Source organism: Acidihalobacter aeolianus (assembly GCF_001753165.1).
Taxonomy (GTDB): domain Bacteria; phylum Pseudomonadota; class Gammaproteobacteria; order DSM-5130; family Acidihalobacteraceae; genus Acidihalobacter; species Acidihalobacter aeolianus.
In genome coordinates this window covers 1,689,325-1,704,923 of record NZ_CP017448.1, presented here as the reverse complement: position 1 = coordinate 1,704,923, position 15,599 = coordinate 1,689,325, and the positions used below count along the sequence as shown (strand labels likewise).

Here is a 15,599-nt window from a genome sequence, read left to right as displayed (position 1 = left end):
TACGCTGGGTAGCCTGTCATTCAAGGCATTGCAGGCTTCCCATGACCCGCCATCCGAGCTTCGGACTCTTCCTCGCCCTCTGCGGCGCGCTGGTGCTCACGCCGGACACCCTGTTCATGCGCTGGTCCGGGATGGGAGCGCTGGAGATGATTGCCTGGCGTGGTCTGTTGATGGGTGCCGTCTTCATCGGGGCCTGGGTCGTGTTTCGCCGCCATGTATGGCACAACGATCTGCGCGGACTCGTTTCCAGCAGCGGCATCACCGTGATCCTGTGCCAGTTCGCCGGCGCCGTGCTGTTCAGCTACGCCATTGCCGAGGCGCCGGTTTCGGTCGTCCTGTTCGGTGTCGCGACCGTCCCGGTGTTCTCCGCCATCCTCGCCTATCTGCTGCTGGGCGAGGAGACCCATGCCTCGACCTGGCTGGCGATGGTGATGGTGATCGGCGGGATCGGCATCGCGGTGTTCGGCGGCACTTCGGGCTCGACGATGGGCAGCCGGGAGGCGCTGCTCGGCGCCGTTGCGGGACTTGCCGTCGCCTTGTTCGTCGCGCTCAACTTCGTGTCGCTGCGGCGCAATCCGGGCGTGCCGATACTCCTTGCCAATGGCGGTGGTGCGTTGCTGGCCGGTGCGGTTTCCCTGGGTATCGTCGGGCCCGTTGCAGTGTGGCATGGCGACGTCTGGGCCATTGTCTTTACCGGCGTGCTCATCCTGCCGATCTCGTTCTTCCTGCTCTCCATGGCCACGCGCCATACGACCACCGCAAACGTGAGCCTGGTCATGCTCGTCGAGACCGTGCTCGGTCCCGGCTGGGTCTGGCTGGGTACCGGGCAAAGACCCACGGATGCCATGTTCATCGGCGGTGCCGTCGTGGTCGGCACGCTGGCACTCTATCTCGGGTATGCGGATCGTCGCAAACTGCGCGCAGCGCGCCGGCCCGCGTTTTCTGACGTCTGATCCCTTGGGTTTACTGCGGTGCGAGCCGCCGTCCCATCGTGTGAATGGCCCTAAATGAAGGCGGTCGGGTCGAGGTAGAGCTGCTGTTCCAGGTGCGTCTGGGGATGGCGTCGCAGGTGGTGGCGCAGCAGGGCGACGGGCATGGCCAACGGCAATTGCGCGAGGCGGTAGGCCTCGATAGCCTCACCCAGTTCGGTTCGGTCGTGAGCCTCGATACTGTCGCTGAAGTAGCCCGCCATGTGCTGCAGGGCGTTCGCATGCTGTCCCGGGCTGGCAACATTTCTCATAGTCGACATGAACAATGCTATATAATTATTTGATAATTCTTTAAACGAACCCGAGTTTCCGGCCTGGGAAACCAGCGGGCCCAGGCGTCGGTAGGCCTCTTGATCGTGTGCCATCAGCAGGTACTTGTGCCGTGTATGAAAGTCGACGAGATCGCGTGGCCGCATCCCATCTTCCGCCAGCTGCTGCCAGCGGTGGTAGGCCAATGCGCGCCAGATGAAGTGCTGGCGCTGGCGTGGGTCATGCAATTGCGTTTCCTCGGCCAGAGGCAGCAAAGGGGCGAGCCGCGCGAGTTCGGCGGCGAATCCGCCCCTGCCCTCGCGTGCCGGATGGGTGCCTTCGCGGTCGTGCACGCGGACGCCGTGCAGGCCGCAGCTCGGAGAGCCCTGTTTGAGCACATAACCGGCCAGTGGGACCACGGTCTGCAGGCTGCGTGCGGCCTCGTCAGCGAGCGCATCGGTGACATCGTGTGCCGGATCGTCGACCTCGACCACGCGGATGCGCTCGCCGAATCGGCGCAGATGGATCGGCTTGCGCGGTATACCCAGGCCGATGGCCGTTTCGGGACAGCCGGGCACCCACTCGAAAACCGAGCCCAGAACCTCGCAGAGATAGGCGTCGCGCTTGTGACCGCCGTCGTGGCGTACAGGTCGGCCGAGCAGGCAGCTGCTGATGCCGATGCGAGGACGTGCGGACGTCGCCGGTGCCGTCACGCCCTGCCAGCTCTAGCTGCGGATCAGGCGCAGGAATTCCTCGCGGGTGTCCGGGTTGCTGCGGAATTGGCCGAGCATTACCGAGGTGGTCATGCTGGAGTTCTGTTTCTCCACGCCGCGCATCATCATGCACAGGTGGCGCGCCTCGACGACCACGCCGACGCCGGTGGCCCCGGTGACCTCCTGTACGGCTTCGGCGATCTGTCGGGTCAGCCCTTCCTGGATCTGCAGCCGGCGCGCGTACATGTCGACGATGCGGGCGATCTTGGACAGGCCGAGCACCTTGCCCTGCGGCAGATAGGCGACGTGGGCCTTGCCGATGAACGGCAGCACGTGGTGCTCGCACAGCGAATACAGCTCCACGTCGCGCACCACCACCATCTCGTCCATGTCGGAGTCGAACAGGGCGCCGTTGACCACTTCGTCCAGGTTCTGGCGATAGCCGCGGGTGATAAACTCGAAGGCCTTGGCCGCGCGCAGCGGGGTGTCGCGCAGTCCGTCGCGCTCCAGCGGTTCGCCGGTGGTGGCGAGAATCCGCCGGTAACTGGCCTCCAGTTCAGTCAGGCTCATGCGCTCGGTTCTCCTGTCTAAGGACGTGCCCTGTCTGGCGTTGGGCAGTGTGCTGAGGGCCGCTGATTATACGCCGAGGCGTCGGGTGTGGGGGACGGACGGCCCCGGGCCCTGAGGCAACGCGTCGATTGTGCTGCTACACTGCCCCTTCGCACTACGCCGCGGGAGCTGAAAACATGAGCATGGACAAGCCGCGCTGGCAGACGATCATCGAGAACCATACGCGCAATGCGGTCTCGCCAGCCGAGCGTGAGGAGCGGCTCGCGCGGTACGCGGCCCGGGAACTGGCACGGGCGGACCATCTGAGCAAGACCCTCGGCGACGTCGTCGCGACCATCGACGGGAATTTGGGCAAGGATGCCGAGATGGACGAATTTCTCGGCAACATCAAGACCTACATCCTGCACAACATCAACGCCGCTAACCAGGTGGCCTTCCGCGCCCAGCGTGAGGACAGCGATCCGGCCACCAGTACGCACTAGGTCCAGCTTTCGCGCAGGCCGGTACGATTGGCGGCCAGCCACTGCAGGGCGATGATGCTCATGGCGTTGTCGATCAGTCCGCGCTGCATCTGTTCGATCGCCTCGTCGGCGGGGAGCAGAAAGGCGCGGATGTCCTCGCCCTGCCCAGCGTGAGGACAGCGATCCGGCCACCAGTACGCACTAGGTCCAGCTTTCGCGCAGGCCGGTACGATTGGCGGCCAGCCACTGCAGGGCGATGATGCTCATGGCGTTGTCGATCAGTCCGCGCTGCATCTGTTCGATCGCCTCGTCGGCGGGGAGCAGAAAGGCGCGGATGTCCTCGCCCTCCCCGGCAAGCCCGTGTATCCCGCCCAGACCGGCGCTGTGCATCCGTGCCGCGAACAGGCTGATGCGTTCCGTCGTTCCGCCGGGACTCGAATAGTATTCGCAGATCGGCAGCATCTCCTGCAGTTCGCAGCCGGCTTCCTCGATGGCTTCCCGTCGGGCCACCTCCTCCGGTTGCTCTCCCGGCTCCACCAGGCCGGCGATGACCTCGATCAGCCACGGGCCGCGCGGCGAATCCAGGGCGCCGATCCGGAACTGCTCGACCAGCAGTACCTGATCGGTGACCGGGTCGTAGGGCAACACGGCCGCCGCGTGTCCGCGAATCATCAGCTCGCGGGTGATCGGTTGCCCCATGCCGCCGGCAAACAGCGCATGCCGAAGGCGGTAGCGCAGCAGCTCGTAAAACCCCTTGAAACACTGTTCCTTGTCGAGAATTTCCCACTTCATCGCCGGATAGCCTTGTCGTCAGTAAATCTGGAGCCCGCCAGCAGGCGAGTTCACGTAAACTATGCGGCCCGTCACGCATTGCATCTTCGCACCACATCATGCCGGACCCGCATCCACCCAAGCTCAGCCCGCGGCAACGTCTCTGGGCCTATTGGCACGCGCTGATCCACGAGCACGGCTGGGTGCGCATTCTGCTGACTACCAATTACCACCGCGTGGGGCAGCATGCCTTTCGCTCCGGGCAGCTGCCGCCCTGGACCCTGGTGAAGCACATCCGCCGTGACGGTCTGCGCACCGTGGTCAACCTGCGCGGACCGGTCGATACCCCTACCCTGGCCCTCGAACGCGAGCTGTGCGCGCGGGAGGGGGTGAAACACATCGACCTGCGCTTTTTCTCGCGCGACACACACCGCCCCGAGGTGTTGCTGGAGGCCAGGCGCCTGCTCGCCGAGATCGAATATCCCGCCCTGTTTCACTGTATGTCGGGCGCTGACCGCGCGGGATTCATGGCGACCTTGTATCTCCACTGGATGGAAAATATTCCCCTGGAAGACACCCGCCAGCTTCGCCTATGGCCATTCTGGCACTATCGGCACGCGCGCACCGGCATACTCGATCATTTCTTCGAACGCTATCTCGCTGCCCGGTGTAAGTCCGCCATCAGTCTAGAGGACTGGATTCGCACCGAATACAGCCAGGACGACATTCGTTCGAGTTTCCGCAGCAACCGCTGGTTCAATGTTCTGGTCGACCGCGTGCTGCGTCGCGAATAACCCATCAGTACCAGCTTTCCTCGCCCTCGGGACGCGTGCGGAACAGTTTCAGCGTCCACAGGTAATGTGCCGGGTAGCGCCGGATCTGATGCTCCAGCGCCTCGTTCATGCGCCGGGCATCCTGTGCAGGGTCCCCGGTCGGAAAATCGGCGAGCGGCGGGTCGATGATCACCCGATAGCGTCCGGCTGTCTCGTCGTACACCGTCATCGTCGGCAGCGCCACGGCGCCGCTCGCCCCGGCGAGCCGGCCGATGATGGGCAGCGTTGCCTTGGTCTGGCCGAAGAATGACACGAACTCGGAGCGTTCGCGGCCGTAATCCTCGTCCGCCAGGTAATACAGCACGCCGCCGCCGCGCAGCGCGCGCAGCAGCCCACGCAAGCCGGATTCCCGCGAGATCGGGGTGTTGCCAAAGCGGCTGCGGCCGTGGCCGATCAGCCAGTCGGCCAGCACATTGCCGAAGGGGTTGTAAGGGCCGGCCATGGTCACCTCCATGGCCAGTCGTGGCGGTGCGATGTCCAGGGCGGCGGTGTGCGCCACCATCAGGATCACGGAACGTCCCTGCGCACGTGCGGCATTCAGATGCTCCAGTCCGTCGATGGCGATCTCGCGGGCTAGCCTGACACGGCTGCCGAACCAGGGGAGCGGATAGTCCCATACGCCCTGCCCCATCAGTCTGAAATGCTCGCGCAGCAGGGCCTCGCGGGCGGCTTCGTCCAGTTCGGGCAGGCATCGGCTCAGGTTGACCAGCGCCACGCGGCGCGGCGTGCGATTGAAATGCCACGCCAGCGTGCCGATGCCGCGGCCGAGGCGACGACGCAAGGCTCGCGGCAGCAGCAGATGCGTCGTCCAGATCAGCCCGACGAGTATCCATCCCGCCCAGTATCTGGCCGCAAGCGGCGGCTTGCCCGCCTCAGGCATGAGGAGCGGAGCGTATGGGCAGAAGGATGGCGGGCGCGTACGGCATCGCGCGGGATGGTAGCACAGCGTTGAGGGCTGCCGCGGCGGCAGGATGATGGCGGAAGAGGTGGGATTCGAACCCACGAACGGTTGCCCGTTGCCGGTTTTCAAGACCGGTGCCTTCAACCACTCGGCCACTCTTCCGGATGCCCGACAAGGTTGCGGGTGCGGTTATGCCACCCGTAGCGCCCTCAAGGCGGGGCAAGGATAACCGAAGTAGTCTGTAAGTCACAGTAGGGTTATCCTGCGGGGCACACAGCCATGGCCGACGATGAACGCTGACAAGTCACTGAACCTCGCCGATTTTATGCTCGCATCTGCGCCACGTGCGGCGACTTCGCTGCCGCCGGGTTTCTGGGTCGGTGGCGACAGGCAGGCCGGTTGGGACGACATCGGCGTTGTGGCCGAGGGCTTTGGCCTGCCTCCGGTCGACGCGCCGTCCGCCGATTTCTACGGGCTCTGGCTGGGTGCTGCGGGGTGGGAGCTCCGTGCCCCGGCGGCAGCGGGATTTACCCCGCTGCGCCTGGATTTTTCCCTGGGCGCGACGGCTACGCGTCTGCGTCAGGCCGGAAGGAAACAGCCGCTGGCGCGTGCGGTGGGTCTGAAACCCGGACACGCACCGAAGGTCGTCGACGCCACTGCGGGGCTGGGACGCGACGGAGCGGTACTCGCGCAGCTGGGTTGCGAGGTGCTGATGATCGAGCGTTCGGCGGTGATGGCGCTGCTGCTGCGCGACGGCCTGTTACGCACTGCGCCGGCACCGGTCGCCGAGCGGGTCAGCGTGCTGCAGGGCGATGCGCGCCACGAGTTGGCGCAGCTTGCCCGTGACGCCGACGTGATCTATCTCGATCCGATGTATCCGCATCGCAGCAAGTCCGCCCTGGTGAAGAAGGAAATGCGCATGGTGCGCGATCTGGTGGGCGACGATCCGGATGCGGGCGATCTGCTGGCGGCTGCGCTCGCCAGCGGCATGCGCCGAGTGGCGGTCAAGCGCCCCGGTGGTGCCCCCGCCCTGCCTGGGCCTGCACCGCTGGGGTGTGTGGAAGGGCCGAATACCCGTTACGACCTTTATGCACCGCAGGCAGATCAGCCCTCAAGCTAAGGGCAGCCTTACTCACGCGATTCAAGCGATGGTGGCGTTTGGTGTAGCATCGCAGCCATTCATACATCAGACGGAATACATGAAGATGCCAGGACACCCGCAGAAACGTACTTACGTCGGCATCGACAAGGACGACTTCGGTGGCATGACTCCCACCGGTGCCATCGTCAAGGATGCCTGGATTTTTGGCCTGCTGCCGGAAACAGAAACCTGCGCGGGCTGGGATGCCGGCCGCATGCAGATGCTGTACGACAAGACCAGCGAGTTGTGGGCGCAGCATCATTACCGGGTCGAAGCGCTGCCTGAGGATATCCGCGCGCGCCACGAGCGCATCCATCGCGAAGCCATGGAACGCGCCCGCGCACTGGGCTGGGAGCCGGATTCGATGATCGAGGAGGAGTCCTGAGGGTCAGTCGCGCAGGTTTTCGAACTGCAGCGGTCTTCCCCAGTCGCCCCCGCGCAGCAGTGCGATGATCTGCTGCAGATCGTCCCGGCTCTTGCCGGTGACTCGCAGTTTGTCGCCCTGGATGGCCGCCTGGACCTTGAGCTTGCTGTCCTTGACCGCCTTGACCATGCGTTTGGCGGTGTCGCTGTCGATACCCTGCTTGACGTCGATGTCGAGCATTGCGCGCCGGCCGGTTTCGGTCAGCTTGCCGCGTTCGATACAGCGTACGTCGATACCGCGCTTGGCGATTTTCTTGAGCAGAATGTCCATCATCTGCTCGATCTGGAACTCGCTCTGCGCCTCGAGCTGGAGACCTTGCTCGCCGCTCTTTTCGATCCGCGCCTCGGCGCCTTTGAAGTCGTAGCGGGTGTCGATCTCGCGGTTGGCCTGATCGAGTGCGTTGGCCAGTTCGTGCTGGTCGACCTCTGAAACTACGTCGAAGCTGGGCATATCGAATCACCTGAGTTTGTCGAAAAACGTACTATAGAAAACCGCCAGGAGTTTCCACAATGAACCGAACCTTCGTTGCGCTGGGCGCCGCACTCGGCATGATCGATATCATGATGGGTGCGCTTAGCGACCATGTTGTGCATGCCGAGGTGGATGCGCACTTGTTCCGCATCTTCAACATCGCGCTGCGCTTCGAGATGTACCATGCCCTGGGCCTGATCCTGATCGGGTTGGCTGCGGCCCATCTCGGCCGCAGCCGCTGGCTGCTGGCTGCTGGCTGGCTGATGTTTGCCGGCACGCTGATGTTCAGCGGCAGCTTGTACATCCTGGTGCTCGCTGGGCTGCACGGCGTGGCCATCGTCACACCCTTCGGCGGCAGTTCCCTGATCCTGTCGTGGCTGCTGTTCACGGTGGCGGCGATCAAGGGTGCGCCGAAGTTGCACTGAGCAACCCCATTGGAGCGAGACTGATCTTATGAGCGAAATATCCTTCGCATTGCGTGCCGAACGGGTGCTTGAATCCCTGCTCGAACGACTCGGCGACGAGGACGCACTTGCGGATCTCGATGCAGACCTGATCGATGGTGTGCTGCGCGTCGATTTCGACAGCGGAGCGGTGCTGATCATCAACCGCCAGGAGCCGGTGCAGCAGCTGTGGGTCGCCTCACCCGAGGGCCCCGCACATTTCTCCTACGATGCGACCCGGGATGCCTGGGTCGACGACCGCAGCGGCGAGGTATTGACCGAGGTGCTGAGCCGCGTGTTTTCGCAGCAAACCGGGACGCAGGTACATCTCAAGGGGCCTCTCTAGGGCCTGTTCACACGATGCGGCGGGGCGCTGCCGGAGCCACTTTTCGTGACTCGCCAAGCGCCGTGAGCGCGGTATGGCCGGCCACATGAGCGAACGGCGACACCTTGAGACGCAAAAAAGCGCCCCGCCGCATCGTGTGAACAGGCCATAGCACAGTACTTGCACCCATTCGTGGTCACCGCGATGTAACATGCCTTCTTTGTACGGCTTATCGTTTGCAAAGGCCGTGCGTCGCTTGGATATTCAGGAGTCTGGTCGCACGATGGGATCGATATCAGTCAATTCGGACAAACCGGCCACGTTCACGCGCCTGCCGCGCAACGCATCCGGCCGCGATTTTTGTATGGGCGACCTGCATGGCATGTTTCCGCTGCTGGAACAGTCGCTCGAGTCGCTGGACTTCGATCCGAGCCGGGACAGACTGATATCGGTAGGCGACCTGATCGACCGGGGTCCCGAGTCGCCTCGGGTGGCTGAGTTCCTTGCACACCCCTGGGTATATGCGGTCCGGGGTAATCATGAGCAGATGCTGCTCGACAGCGGAGAAGATTCAGCCCTGGCCGCGGACTGGGTTGGCGGCTGCGGTGGGGAATGGTGGCTGGCGTTGCCCGAATCCTGGCGCGAGCGCTGCCGCGAGGCGATCGCCGCCCTGCCCTACGCCCTGGAAATCGAGACCGAGTGCGGTCTGGTCGGCGTCGTGCATGCCGATGTCCCCGAGGATTTGCCTTGGGCTGATTTCGTGGCGGATCTGGCCGTGGATCCGGCGCTGCGCGACCACGCGCTTTGGGCGCGCAGCCGAATAGGCTGCGTGCGCCGCGGCGAAGCGGTGTTGCCGGTGGACGGCCTGGAACTGCTTGTGTGCGGACACACGCCCATCGGCGAACCGCGGCAGGCAGGCAATGTCTATTTCATCGATACCGGTGCGGTCTACGCGACGCGCTTCCAGCAGGCCAGCCTGACCTTGCTGCAGGTTCAGCCGGAGGTGGTCGTACACCGCTTCCCCGCCGGTGCCCCGCCCGGACTGGGCAGCAACGGCCCCGTCAGCCGGCGTTCCTGACCTCGCCTATTTCGCCGATTGCGGCCCAGGCCGTATCGATCAGACGGGGCGTGACCCCGCTGCCGCGTACCTGCTCGCTGAGAATGCGTCTGAAACGGCGTGCGCCGGGCAGGCCTTGTACCAGTCCCATCAGGTGGCGCGTCATGTGCGACAGCGGCGTGCCCCGCGCCAGTTCGCGCTCGCAGTAGTCCCGGTAGTCGGCCAGCACGGACGCGCGCGTCGGTGTCATAGACCGCGTTTCACCGAAAATCCGCGCATCCGCTTCGGCAAGCATCCAGGGGTTGTGGTAGGCCGCGCGGCCGATCATCGCGCCGTCGACGTGACGCAGATGCAGCAGGGCCTCATCGAGGTCGGCGATGCCGCCGTTGATCGCGATCTCGAAATCCGGAAAATCCCGTTTCAGGCGATAGACCCGTGCGTAGTCGAGCGGCGGTATGTCGCGGTTCTCGCGCGGGCTCAGCCCTTTCAGCCAGGCCTTGCGCGCATGCAGGATGAAGCTCGCACAGCCGGCCGCGGCGACACGCTCGACGAAGGCGCAAAGGTGCTCGTAACTGTCCAGGTCGTCGACCCCGATGCGGGTTTTCACCGTGACCGGACGTGCGGTCACGTCGCGCATCGCGGCAATGCAGTCGGCAACGGTGTCGGGCTCCGCCAGCAGGCAGGCGCCGAAGCGCCCGGCTTGCACGCGGTCGCTCGGACAGCCGACGTTGAGATTGATCTCGTCGTAGCCGAAGTGCTCGCCCAGTCGCGCCGCGGCTGCCAGTTCAGCGGGGTCGCTGCCGCCGAGCTGCAGCGCGACGGGGTGTTCCTCTGCGTTGAAGGCCAGCAGGCGCTCGGCATCGCCGTGGGTCAGTGCGGCGCTGGTGACCATTTCGGTGTACAGCAAGGTGCGCCGGGTGATCAGTCGCAGCAGATAGCGCGCATGACGGTCCGTGTAGTCCATCATCGGCGCCACGCTGAGTCGACGGCTCAGATCTGGCCGGGACTCAGGCATCGCCGTCGCCGAAGCGCATGTTGAGGTAGGCGAACAGCGCCCGCAGGCCCATGGCCTCGCCGCCGCGCGGCCGACCGGGGCGTGCGCGCAGGTTCCAGGCCATCAGGTCGACGTGCAGCCATTCGATTTCGGGGGGCACGAAGGCTTCCAGGAACAGCGCGGCGTTGATGGCGCCGCCGAACGGCGACGTGCTGCAGTTGAGCAGATCGGCGACCGGGCTTTCGAGCTGATAGCGGTAGTCGTCGAACAGCGGCAGGCGCCAGAGCGGGTCCTGGGTGCGTTCGCCGGCACCGCTCACGCCCTTGGCGAGGGCCTCGCTGCGGGTGAAAAATCCGGGCAATTCGGTCCCCAGCGCGACCCGTGCGGCGCCGGTCAGAGTGGCGAAGTCGACGATCAGCGCGGGCTTGTCCTGTGCGGCCTCGGCCAGCGCGTCGCACAGCACCAGGCGGCCTTCGGCGTCGGTGTTCTCGATTTCCACGGTCAGGCCCTTGCGCGTCCTGATGATGTCCCCGGGGCGGAAGGCATCTCCGGAGACGGCGTTCTCGACCGCCGGAACCAGCACGCGCAGATTCACCGGTAGCCGGTGGGCCATGACCATGCGCGCGAGGCCGAGCACGTGAGCGGCACCGCCCATGTCCTTTTTCATATGGCGCATGCCGCTCGCGTTTTTCAGATCGAGTCCGCCGCTGTCGAAGCACACGCCCTTGCCGACCAGCACGAGGGTCGGGTGTTCGGTGCTGCCCCAGCGCAGGTCGATCAGGCGCGGAGGGTGTACGCTGGCCCGCCCGACCGCATGGATGGCGGGGTAACCGCGGCTGAGCAGCTGGTCGCCGACGATGACCTCGCAACCGGCCTTGAATTCGTCGGCGAGTTCACGCGCGGCCGCAGCGAGCTGTGTCGGTCCCATATCCTCCGCCGGGGTGTTGATGAGATCGCGAACCAGCGAGCAGGCGGCGATCTCCCGTGCGACGGCCTCGTAGACCGCGGTCTGTTCGATCCGCAGGCACGCGGGTACGCGCTTGGCCGCCTTGTAGCGCTGGAAGCGGTAGGCGCCCAGTCCCCAGCCGGTCGACAGCCTGGCCAACGTGGCGCCCTGCATGTCTTTGAGCAGGTAGTCCCCCTCCGGCAGACGATACGGAAGGTCGCCCAGGCCCCAGATGTCGTCGGCATCTTCCAGGGTGACCAGGACGCGGGATACCTCGTCCGCATAGGGTGGCAGCAGGCAATGCGCCCGGTGCGTGGGTTTGAAGCCGCTGTCCTGCAGCCAACGGACCAGGGGCTCGGGCTGGGCCTCCAGCCATGCCGGATAGTTCTTGATCAATACGGGTTCGATTGCCGTGACCCGGCTATCCTCGGGTATCGGTCCGGCTGTCAGGCCGGGCAGGCCAATTTCCATGCGCATTCCTCGGGAATCTGTCGGCGAAAGGCGTCTATGTTAGACTCCCCGCCCTTCTGTTTCACCTGCTCCAGAGAACCGCCGGCGCATGACAAAGGCACTATCTATCCGCAATTTACGCAAGGTTTACGGCCAAAACCTTGTCGCCCTCAAGGGTATCGATCTCGATGTCGAACAAGGGGATTTCTTCGCCCTCCTCGGGCCCAACGGGGCGGGGAAATCGACCACCATCGGCATCATCAGCTCGCTGGTGAACAAGACATCCGGCGAGGTGCGGATTTTCGGTTGCGATCTCGATACGCAGAAATCGAAGGCGAAGACCTTCATCGGTCTGGTACCGCAGGAATTCAACTTCAATCAGTTCGAACCGGTCGAGGAAGTGCTGATCAACCAGGCCGGTTATTACGGAATCAATCGCGCGACCGCCCGCGCTCGGGCGGAACGCTATCTCCGGCAGCTCGGCTTGTGGGAGAAGCGCCGCCAGATCGCCCGCAGCCTTTCCGGGGGGCAGAAGCGCCGGCTGATGATCGCCCGTGCACTGGTGCACGAACCCAGGCTGCTGATTCTGGACGAACCGACCGCCGGCGTGGACATAGAGATCCGCCGTTCGATGTGGTCCTTCCTGCGCGAGGTCAACGCCCAGGGCACTACCATCATCCTGACCACACACTACCTGGAAGAGGCCGAAAATCTCTGCCGGAACATCGCGATCATCGATCACGGCGAGATCATCGAAAACACGAGCATGAAGAGCTTACTGGCGAAGATGGATCACGAAACGGTGATCTTAGACGTCGCCGATCCTCTGCCCGCCCTGCCGGAAATCGAGGGCTATCGGCTACGTGCCATCGATGCGCTGACGCTCGAGGCCGAGATCACGCGGCGGCACGGATTGACCGAGCTGTTCGGCAAACTCAGCGAGTACGGTATCCGCGTCGTCAGTATGCGCAACAAGACAAACCGCCTGGAAGAGCTGTTCCTGGCACTGGTCGGCGAAACGGAAGCCGCAAGCCAGGCCGGATAATAAAGGGATATCAACGTGGAGTTACGCAGTCAGTACATCGCCCTGCAGACCATTGTGGTCAAGGAGATCCTGCGCTTCAGCCGCATCTGGGTGCAGACCATCGTTCCGCCGGCTGTGACCACAAGCCTGTACTTCGTGATCTTCGGGCAGCTGATCGGCCATCGGATCGGGCACATGGAGGGCTACAGCTACATCCAGTACATCGTGCCGGGACTGATAATGATGTCGATCATCACCAGTTCGTATTCGAATGTGGTGTCGTCGTTCTTCGGCGCGAAATTCGGGCATTACGTCGAGGAACTGCTGGTATCACCGATTCCGAATTACCTGATCCTGCTGGGTTACGTGCTCGGCGGCGTGTCGCGCGGAATGGCGGTGGGCTTGGGTGTTACCCTGATCTCCCTCGCCTTCACCCATCTGCACGTGGAAAATCTGGCCGTCACGCTGAGCATCGCGGTCCTGACCTCGATGCTGTTCTCGCTGGCCGGTTTCATCAATGCCGTGTTCGCCAGGAATTTCGACGACATTTCCATCGTGCCGACCTTCGTGCTGACGCCGCTGACCTATCTCGGCGGGGTGTTCTACTCGATCAACCTGTTGCCGTCATTCTGGCAAAAAGCCTCCCTGGCGAACCCCGTGCTCTATATGGTCAACGGATTCCGCGACGGCATCCTCGGTAGCTCGGACGTGCCGTTATGGGTTTCGTACAGCGTGATCGTGGGTTTTATTGCGGTCCTTGCCACGCTCGCGTTGAACCTGCTCTATCGCGGTGTCGGCATCCGCAACTGAGATTCAGGCGGCTCTGTTGCGTCGCGCAGTTCAGAGGGTGTGCGTGGGACGGTCGGACTTGAGCATGCCGGCAAGGGCATTTTCGATCCGGTTGCGCACCTTGCCGTTGTCCTGATCGCTGAATTGCACGCCGATGCCGGCGAGCCTGCCGCCCTGCGAGCCCTTGGGTGTGATCCAGACGATACGCCCGGCCACCGGCAATTTTTCGCCATCGTCCAGCAGGGTGATCAGCATGAAGACCTCGTCGCCCAACTGGTACTGCCGCTGGGTCGGGATGAACAGGCCGCCATTCTTCACGAAAGGCATGTAAGCCTGGTAGAGCGCGCTCTTTTCTCTGATCGAAAGCGTCAGTATGCCTTGCCCGACGGACATGGGTATTCCTCGCGTTTTTCAGTGCTTATGCCTGACGGCCGCCCGGTAGCGGATGAACAGTGCCTCAAGCTGCAGTGCGTTATTGAGCCCGTTGGAGAGCATGTCCCTTAAGCGCAGCGTCTGATCGAGGCACTCGAACAACCTTGCCAAGTCTAACCCTTTGCCGTGTGCGTGCAACTGTTTCGCGTAATCCGGATTTTCGCGCACCGCGGCACCGCTGCCGACGCGTATCAGGTCCCGCAACCAGGCGGCCAGCGTATCCAGCAGACCGTCCGCGGCGGTGCTGTCGAGTTCGTCGGCCAATGTGCCAGGGTCGACTCGGCTGTCGCCGAGTCGCTCCAATGCAGCAATCAGGCCGCTGCGCGTGCGCAGGGCCTCGTCGTCCGCGTAGCGCAGTGCGGCGAGCGGCGCACCGCCGGCGCGGGCCAGCGCCGGCGCGCGTCTTTCGGCAGAGCTCTCCAACGATGTTTCCAGCCAGGAGAGCCCCTCAGGGGGAGACGGCGGACCGAAGCGCAGCGATTGACAGCGGCTGCGGATGGTAGCCGGCAGGCTGGCCGGGCGATCGCTGACCAGGAGGAGCAGCGCGCCTGGGGCAGGTTCCTCCAGGGTCTTGAGCAGGCTATTGGCTGCAAAGACGTTGAGCGCATCGGCTGGTTGGACGATGACGATGCGTCTCGCGCCCAGACTGGGGCTGAGCGTGAGGAATTCGATCAGTTCGCGCACGGCATCGATGCGGATCGGCTTGCCTGCGGCCTCCGGGGAAACGAGCAGTCGGTCGGGATGGGTGCCGGCCGAGATCAGACGGCAACTGCGACACGTGCCGCAGGCCAGCCCCTCTTCCGACCGTTGCGAGCACAGGACGGCCTGCGCGAAAGCAAGCGCGAAATCCAGTTTGCCGAGGCCTGCGATGCCGCTCAACAGGTAGGCGTGCGGCATGCGCTGTTGTGCTACCTGCGCATGAACCTGCAACCATTGCTGGCGTTGCCAGGGATACGGTGTACCGTTCACTTGCGATGCTCTCGGGCCCAGACGGCATGCCGTTCGTCCAGGACCGCACGAATGGCCTCGCTCACCTGTTCGGGAAGGGGCGAGGCGTCGATTACGCGGAAGCGTTCGGGGTCGTTCGTGGCGCGCGCGAGATAGGTGGAACGCACACGCTCGAAGAAGTCACGTTGTTCCCGTTCGAAGCGGTCGTGGCCTTCGCCGCGGCCGGAGACACGCTCGAAACCGAGGGCGACGGGAACGTCGAGCAGCAAGGTAAGGTCGGGCCTCAGCGTGCCCTGCACCCACTGCTCCAGGGTTTCGATCCGCGCCGGTGGGATACCCCGGCCGCTGCCCTGATAGGCGTAGGTGGCGTCGGTGAAGCGGTCGCAGAGTACCCACTCGCCCCGCTCCAACGCCGGGCGAATTCGTTTGGCGAGATGTTCGTTGCGAGCGGCGAATACCAGCAGCAGTTCGGTATCGGAATCCATATCCTCGCCGTCCCACCCCTTGAGCAGGTCGCGAATGTGCTCCGAGAGAGGCGTGCCGCCGGGTTCGCGCGTGGTCAGGACACGATGACCGCGGGATTCCAGCCAGGCGCGCACGGCATCCATCTGAGTCGATTTGCCGACCCCCTCGCCGCCTTCGAGTGTGATGAAACGTCCCCGCATCGA

The 15,599-nt window shown here is 64.1% G+C and carries 20 protein-coding genes and 1 tRNA gene; 10 read left to right on the top strand and 11 right to left on the bottom strand.

Translation table 11 applies throughout. The features are described from left to right. Positions 1-41: 41 nt before the first annotated feature. Complete coding sequence (locus tag BJI67_RS07795) at positions 42-953, top strand: DMT family transporter (RefSeq protein WP_070072560.1); 912 nt, start codon at positions 42-44, stop codon at positions 951-953. 50 nt (positions 954-1,003) lie between these two features. Here the strand turns inward: BJI67_RS07795 and BJI67_RS07790 are convergent, their stop codons facing one another. Both BJI67_RS07790 and folE read right to left on the bottom strand, forming a co-directional pair. After that, complete coding sequence (locus tag BJI67_RS07790; protein WP_070072559.1) at positions 1,004-1,951, bottom strand: YbgA family protein; 948 nt, start codon at positions 1,949-1,951, stop codon at positions 1,004-1,006. 12 nt (positions 1,952-1,963) lie between these two features. Beyond that, a complete protein-coding gene (folE, locus tag BJI67_RS07785; protein ID WP_070072558.1) occupies positions 1,964-2,521 on the bottom strand; it encodes a GTP cyclohydrolase I FolE in 558 nt (185 codons plus the stop codon). 176 nt (positions 2,522-2,697) lie between these two features. Between folE and BJI67_RS07780 the strand changes: the two genes are divergently transcribed. Then, positions 2,698-3,003, top strand: coding sequence for a hypothetical protein (locus BJI67_RS07780; protein WP_070072557.1), 306 nt, complete (start codon positions 2,698-2,700; stop codon positions 3,001-3,003). Between the two features lie 180 nt (positions 3,004-3,183). Here BJI67_RS07780 and BJI67_RS07775 read toward each other — a convergent pair whose 3' ends face one another. Then, positions 3,184-3,774: an NUDIX domain-containing protein gene (locus BJI67_RS07775; RefSeq protein WP_070072556.1), complete on the bottom strand. Its 591-nt coding sequence runs from the start codon at positions 3,772-3,774 to the stop codon at positions 3,184-3,186. Positions 3,775-3,872: 98 nt separating this feature from the next. Between BJI67_RS07775 and BJI67_RS07770 the strand changes: the two genes are divergently transcribed. Beyond that, entirely contained in the window at positions 3,873-4,547 is a 675-nt protein-coding gene (locus BJI67_RS07770) for a tyrosine-protein phosphatase (protein WP_070072555.1), read from the top strand. A gap of 4 nt (positions 4,548-4,551) precedes the next feature. On the opposite strand, the gene BJI67_RS07765 is transcribed toward BJI67_RS07770, so the two are convergent. Continuing rightward, positions 4,552-5,466 carry an LpxL/LpxP family acyltransferase gene (locus BJI67_RS07765; protein WP_070072554.1) on the bottom strand — a complete coding sequence of 305 codons (915 nt, stop codon included), beginning with the start codon at positions 5,464-5,466 and terminating at the stop codon, positions 4,552-4,554. A 95-nt stretch (positions 5,467-5,561) separates the two neighbouring features. Then, positions 5,562-5,649: transfer RNA gene (locus BJI67_RS07760), tRNA-Ser, on the bottom strand. Between the two features lie 127 nt (positions 5,650-5,776). Between BJI67_RS07760 and BJI67_RS07755 the strand changes: the two genes are divergently transcribed. Beyond that, positions 5,777-6,607 (top strand): class I SAM-dependent methyltransferase, encoded by an 831-nt coding sequence (locus BJI67_RS07755; protein ID WP_156782073.1) that lies wholly within the window; start codon positions 5,777-5,779, stop codon positions 6,605-6,607. A 79-nt stretch (positions 6,608-6,686) separates the two neighbouring features. Then, positions 6,687-7,013, top strand: coding sequence for a hypothetical protein (locus BJI67_RS07750; RefSeq protein WP_070074033.1), 327 nt, complete (start codon positions 6,687-6,689; stop codon positions 7,011-7,013). Between the two features lie 3 nt (positions 7,014-7,016). Here the strand turns inward: BJI67_RS07750 and BJI67_RS07745 are convergent, their stop codons facing one another. Next, a complete protein-coding gene (locus BJI67_RS07745; protein ID WP_070072553.1) occupies positions 7,017-7,502 on the bottom strand; it encodes a YajQ family cyclic di-GMP-binding protein in 486 nt (161 codons plus the stop codon). A 59-nt stretch (positions 7,503-7,561) separates the two neighbouring features. Here BJI67_RS07745 and BJI67_RS07740 point away from each other — a divergent pair, with 59 nt between their 5' ends. From BJI67_RS07740 to BJI67_RS07730, 3 genes are all read left to right on the top strand, one after another. Next, a complete protein-coding gene (locus BJI67_RS07740; RefSeq protein WP_070072552.1) occupies positions 7,562-7,948 on the top strand; it encodes a DUF423 domain-containing protein in 387 nt (128 codons plus the stop codon). 28 nt (positions 7,949-7,976) lie between these two features. Continuing rightward, a complete protein-coding gene (gene cyaY, locus BJI67_RS07735; protein WP_070072551.1) occupies positions 7,977-8,312 on the top strand; it encodes an iron donor protein CyaY in 336 nt (111 codons plus the stop codon). Between the two features lie 262 nt (positions 8,313-8,574). Beyond that, on the top strand, positions 8,575-9,369 hold the full coding sequence (locus BJI67_RS07730; protein ID WP_070072550.1) for a metallophosphoesterase: 795 nt from the start codon (positions 8,575-8,577) through the stop codon (positions 9,367-9,369). Here the strand turns inward: BJI67_RS07730 and dusA are convergent. Both dusA and BJI67_RS07720 read right to left on the bottom strand, forming a co-directional pair. Continuing rightward, positions 9,353-10,363 (bottom strand): tRNA dihydrouridine(20/20a) synthase DusA, encoded by a 1,011-nt coding sequence (gene dusA / locus BJI67_RS07725; RefSeq protein ID WP_070072549.1) that lies wholly within the window; start codon positions 10,361-10,363, stop codon positions 9,353-9,355. The genes BJI67_RS07730 and dusA overlap by 17 nt on opposite strands. Next, a complete protein-coding gene (locus BJI67_RS07720) occupies positions 10,356-11,759 on the bottom strand; it encodes a leucyl aminopeptidase family protein (protein ID WP_083250992.1) in 1,404 nt (467 codons plus the stop codon). Before BJI67_RS07720 ends, dusA begins: the two co-directional genes overlap by 8 nt. Positions 11,760-11,847: 88 nt before the next feature. On the opposite strand from BJI67_RS07720, the gene BJI67_RS07715 reads away from it, so the two are divergent. Further along, entirely contained in the window at positions 11,848-12,783 is a 936-nt protein-coding gene (locus tag BJI67_RS07715) for an ABC transporter ATP-binding protein (protein ID WP_070072548.1), read from the top strand. 15 nt (positions 12,784-12,798) lie between these two features. After that, positions 12,799-13,572, top strand: coding sequence for an ABC transporter permease (locus BJI67_RS07710; RefSeq protein WP_070072547.1), 774 nt, complete (start codon positions 12,799-12,801; stop codon positions 13,570-13,572). Positions 13,573-13,602: 30 nt separating this feature from the next. Here BJI67_RS07710 and BJI67_RS07705 read toward each other — a convergent pair whose 3' ends face one another. The 3 genes from BJI67_RS07705 to tmk are packed head-to-tail and all read right to left on the bottom strand — an operon-like array spanning position 13,603 to position 15,596. Then, on the bottom strand, positions 13,603-13,944 hold the full coding sequence (locus BJI67_RS07705) for a PilZ domain-containing protein (RefSeq protein WP_070072546.1): 342 nt from the start codon (positions 13,942-13,944) through the stop codon (positions 13,603-13,605). 18 nt (positions 13,945-13,962) lie between these two features. Then, positions 13,963-14,952 carry a DNA polymerase III subunit delta' gene (locus BJI67_RS07700; protein WP_070072545.1) on the bottom strand — a complete coding sequence of 330 codons (990 nt, stop codon included), beginning with the start codon at positions 14,950-14,952 and terminating at the stop codon, positions 13,963-13,965. Continuing rightward, on the bottom strand, positions 14,949-15,596 hold the full coding sequence (tmk, locus tag BJI67_RS07695) for a dTMP kinase (RefSeq protein ID WP_070072544.1): 648 nt from the start codon (positions 15,594-15,596) through the stop codon (positions 14,949-14,951). Before tmk ends, BJI67_RS07700 begins: the two co-directional genes overlap by 4 nt. Between the last annotated feature and the right edge of the window lie 3 nt (positions 15,597-15,599).

Excerpts from the sequence above, each read along its gene's own strand:
- BJI67_RS07795 (WP_070072560.1), top strand. The coding sequence starts at position 42 with ATGACCCGCCATCCGAGCTTCGGACTCTTCCTCGCCCTCTGCGGCGCG.
- folE (WP_070072558.1), bottom strand. The coding sequence starts at position 2,521 with ATGAGCCTGACTGAACTGGAGGCCAGTTACCGGCGGATTCTCGCCACC.
- BJI67_RS07780 (WP_070072557.1), top strand. The coding sequence starts at position 2,698 with ATGAGCATGGACAAGCCGCGCTGGCAGACGATCATCGAGAACCATACG.
- BJI67_RS07775 (WP_070072556.1), bottom strand. The coding sequence starts at position 3,774 with ATGAAGTGGGAAATTCTCGACAAGGAACAGTGTTTCAAGGGGTTTTAC.
- BJI67_RS07770 (WP_070072555.1), top strand. The coding sequence starts at position 3,873 with ATGCCGGACCCGCATCCACCCAAGCTCAGCCCGCGGCAACGTCTCTGG.
- BJI67_RS07765 (WP_070072554.1), bottom strand. The coding sequence starts at position 5,466 with ATGCCTGAGGCGGGCAAGCCGCCGCTTGCGGCCAGATACTGGGCGGGA.
- BJI67_RS07755 (WP_156782073.1), top strand. The coding sequence starts at position 5,777 with ATGAACGCTGACAAGTCACTGAACCTCGCCGATTTTATGCTCGCATCT.
- BJI67_RS07750 (WP_070074033.1), top strand. The coding sequence starts at position 6,687 with ATGAAGATGCCAGGACACCCGCAGAAACGTACTTACGTCGGCATCGAC.
- BJI67_RS07745 (WP_070072553.1), bottom strand. The coding sequence starts at position 7,502 with ATGCCCAGCTTCGACGTAGTTTCAGAGGTCGACCAGCACGAACTGGCC.
- BJI67_RS07740 (WP_070072552.1), top strand. The coding sequence starts at position 7,562 with ATGAACCGAACCTTCGTTGCGCTGGGCGCCGCACTCGGCATGATCGAT.
- cyaY (WP_070072551.1), top strand. The coding sequence starts at position 7,977 with ATGAGCGAAATATCCTTCGCATTGCGTGCCGAACGGGTGCTTGAATCC.
- BJI67_RS07730 (WP_070072550.1), top strand. The coding sequence starts at position 8,575 with ATGGGATCGATATCAGTCAATTCGGACAAACCGGCCACGTTCACGCGC.
- dusA (WP_070072549.1), bottom strand. The coding sequence starts at position 10,363 with ATGCCTGAGTCCCGGCCAGATCTGAGCCGTCGACTCAGCGTGGCGCCG.
- BJI67_RS07720 (WP_083250992.1), bottom strand. The coding sequence starts at position 11,759 with ATGGAAATTGGCCTGCCCGGCCTGACAGCCGGACCGATACCCGAGGAT.
- BJI67_RS07715 (WP_070072548.1), top strand. The coding sequence starts at position 11,848 with ATGACAAAGGCACTATCTATCCGCAATTTACGCAAGGTTTACGGCCAA.
- BJI67_RS07705 (WP_070072546.1), bottom strand. The coding sequence starts at position 13,944 with ATGTCCGTCGGGCAAGGCATACTGACGCTTTCGATCAGAGAAAAGAGC.
- tmk (WP_070072544.1), bottom strand. The coding sequence starts at position 15,596 with ATGCGGGGACGTTTCATCACACTCGAAGGCGGCGAGGGGGTCGGCAAA.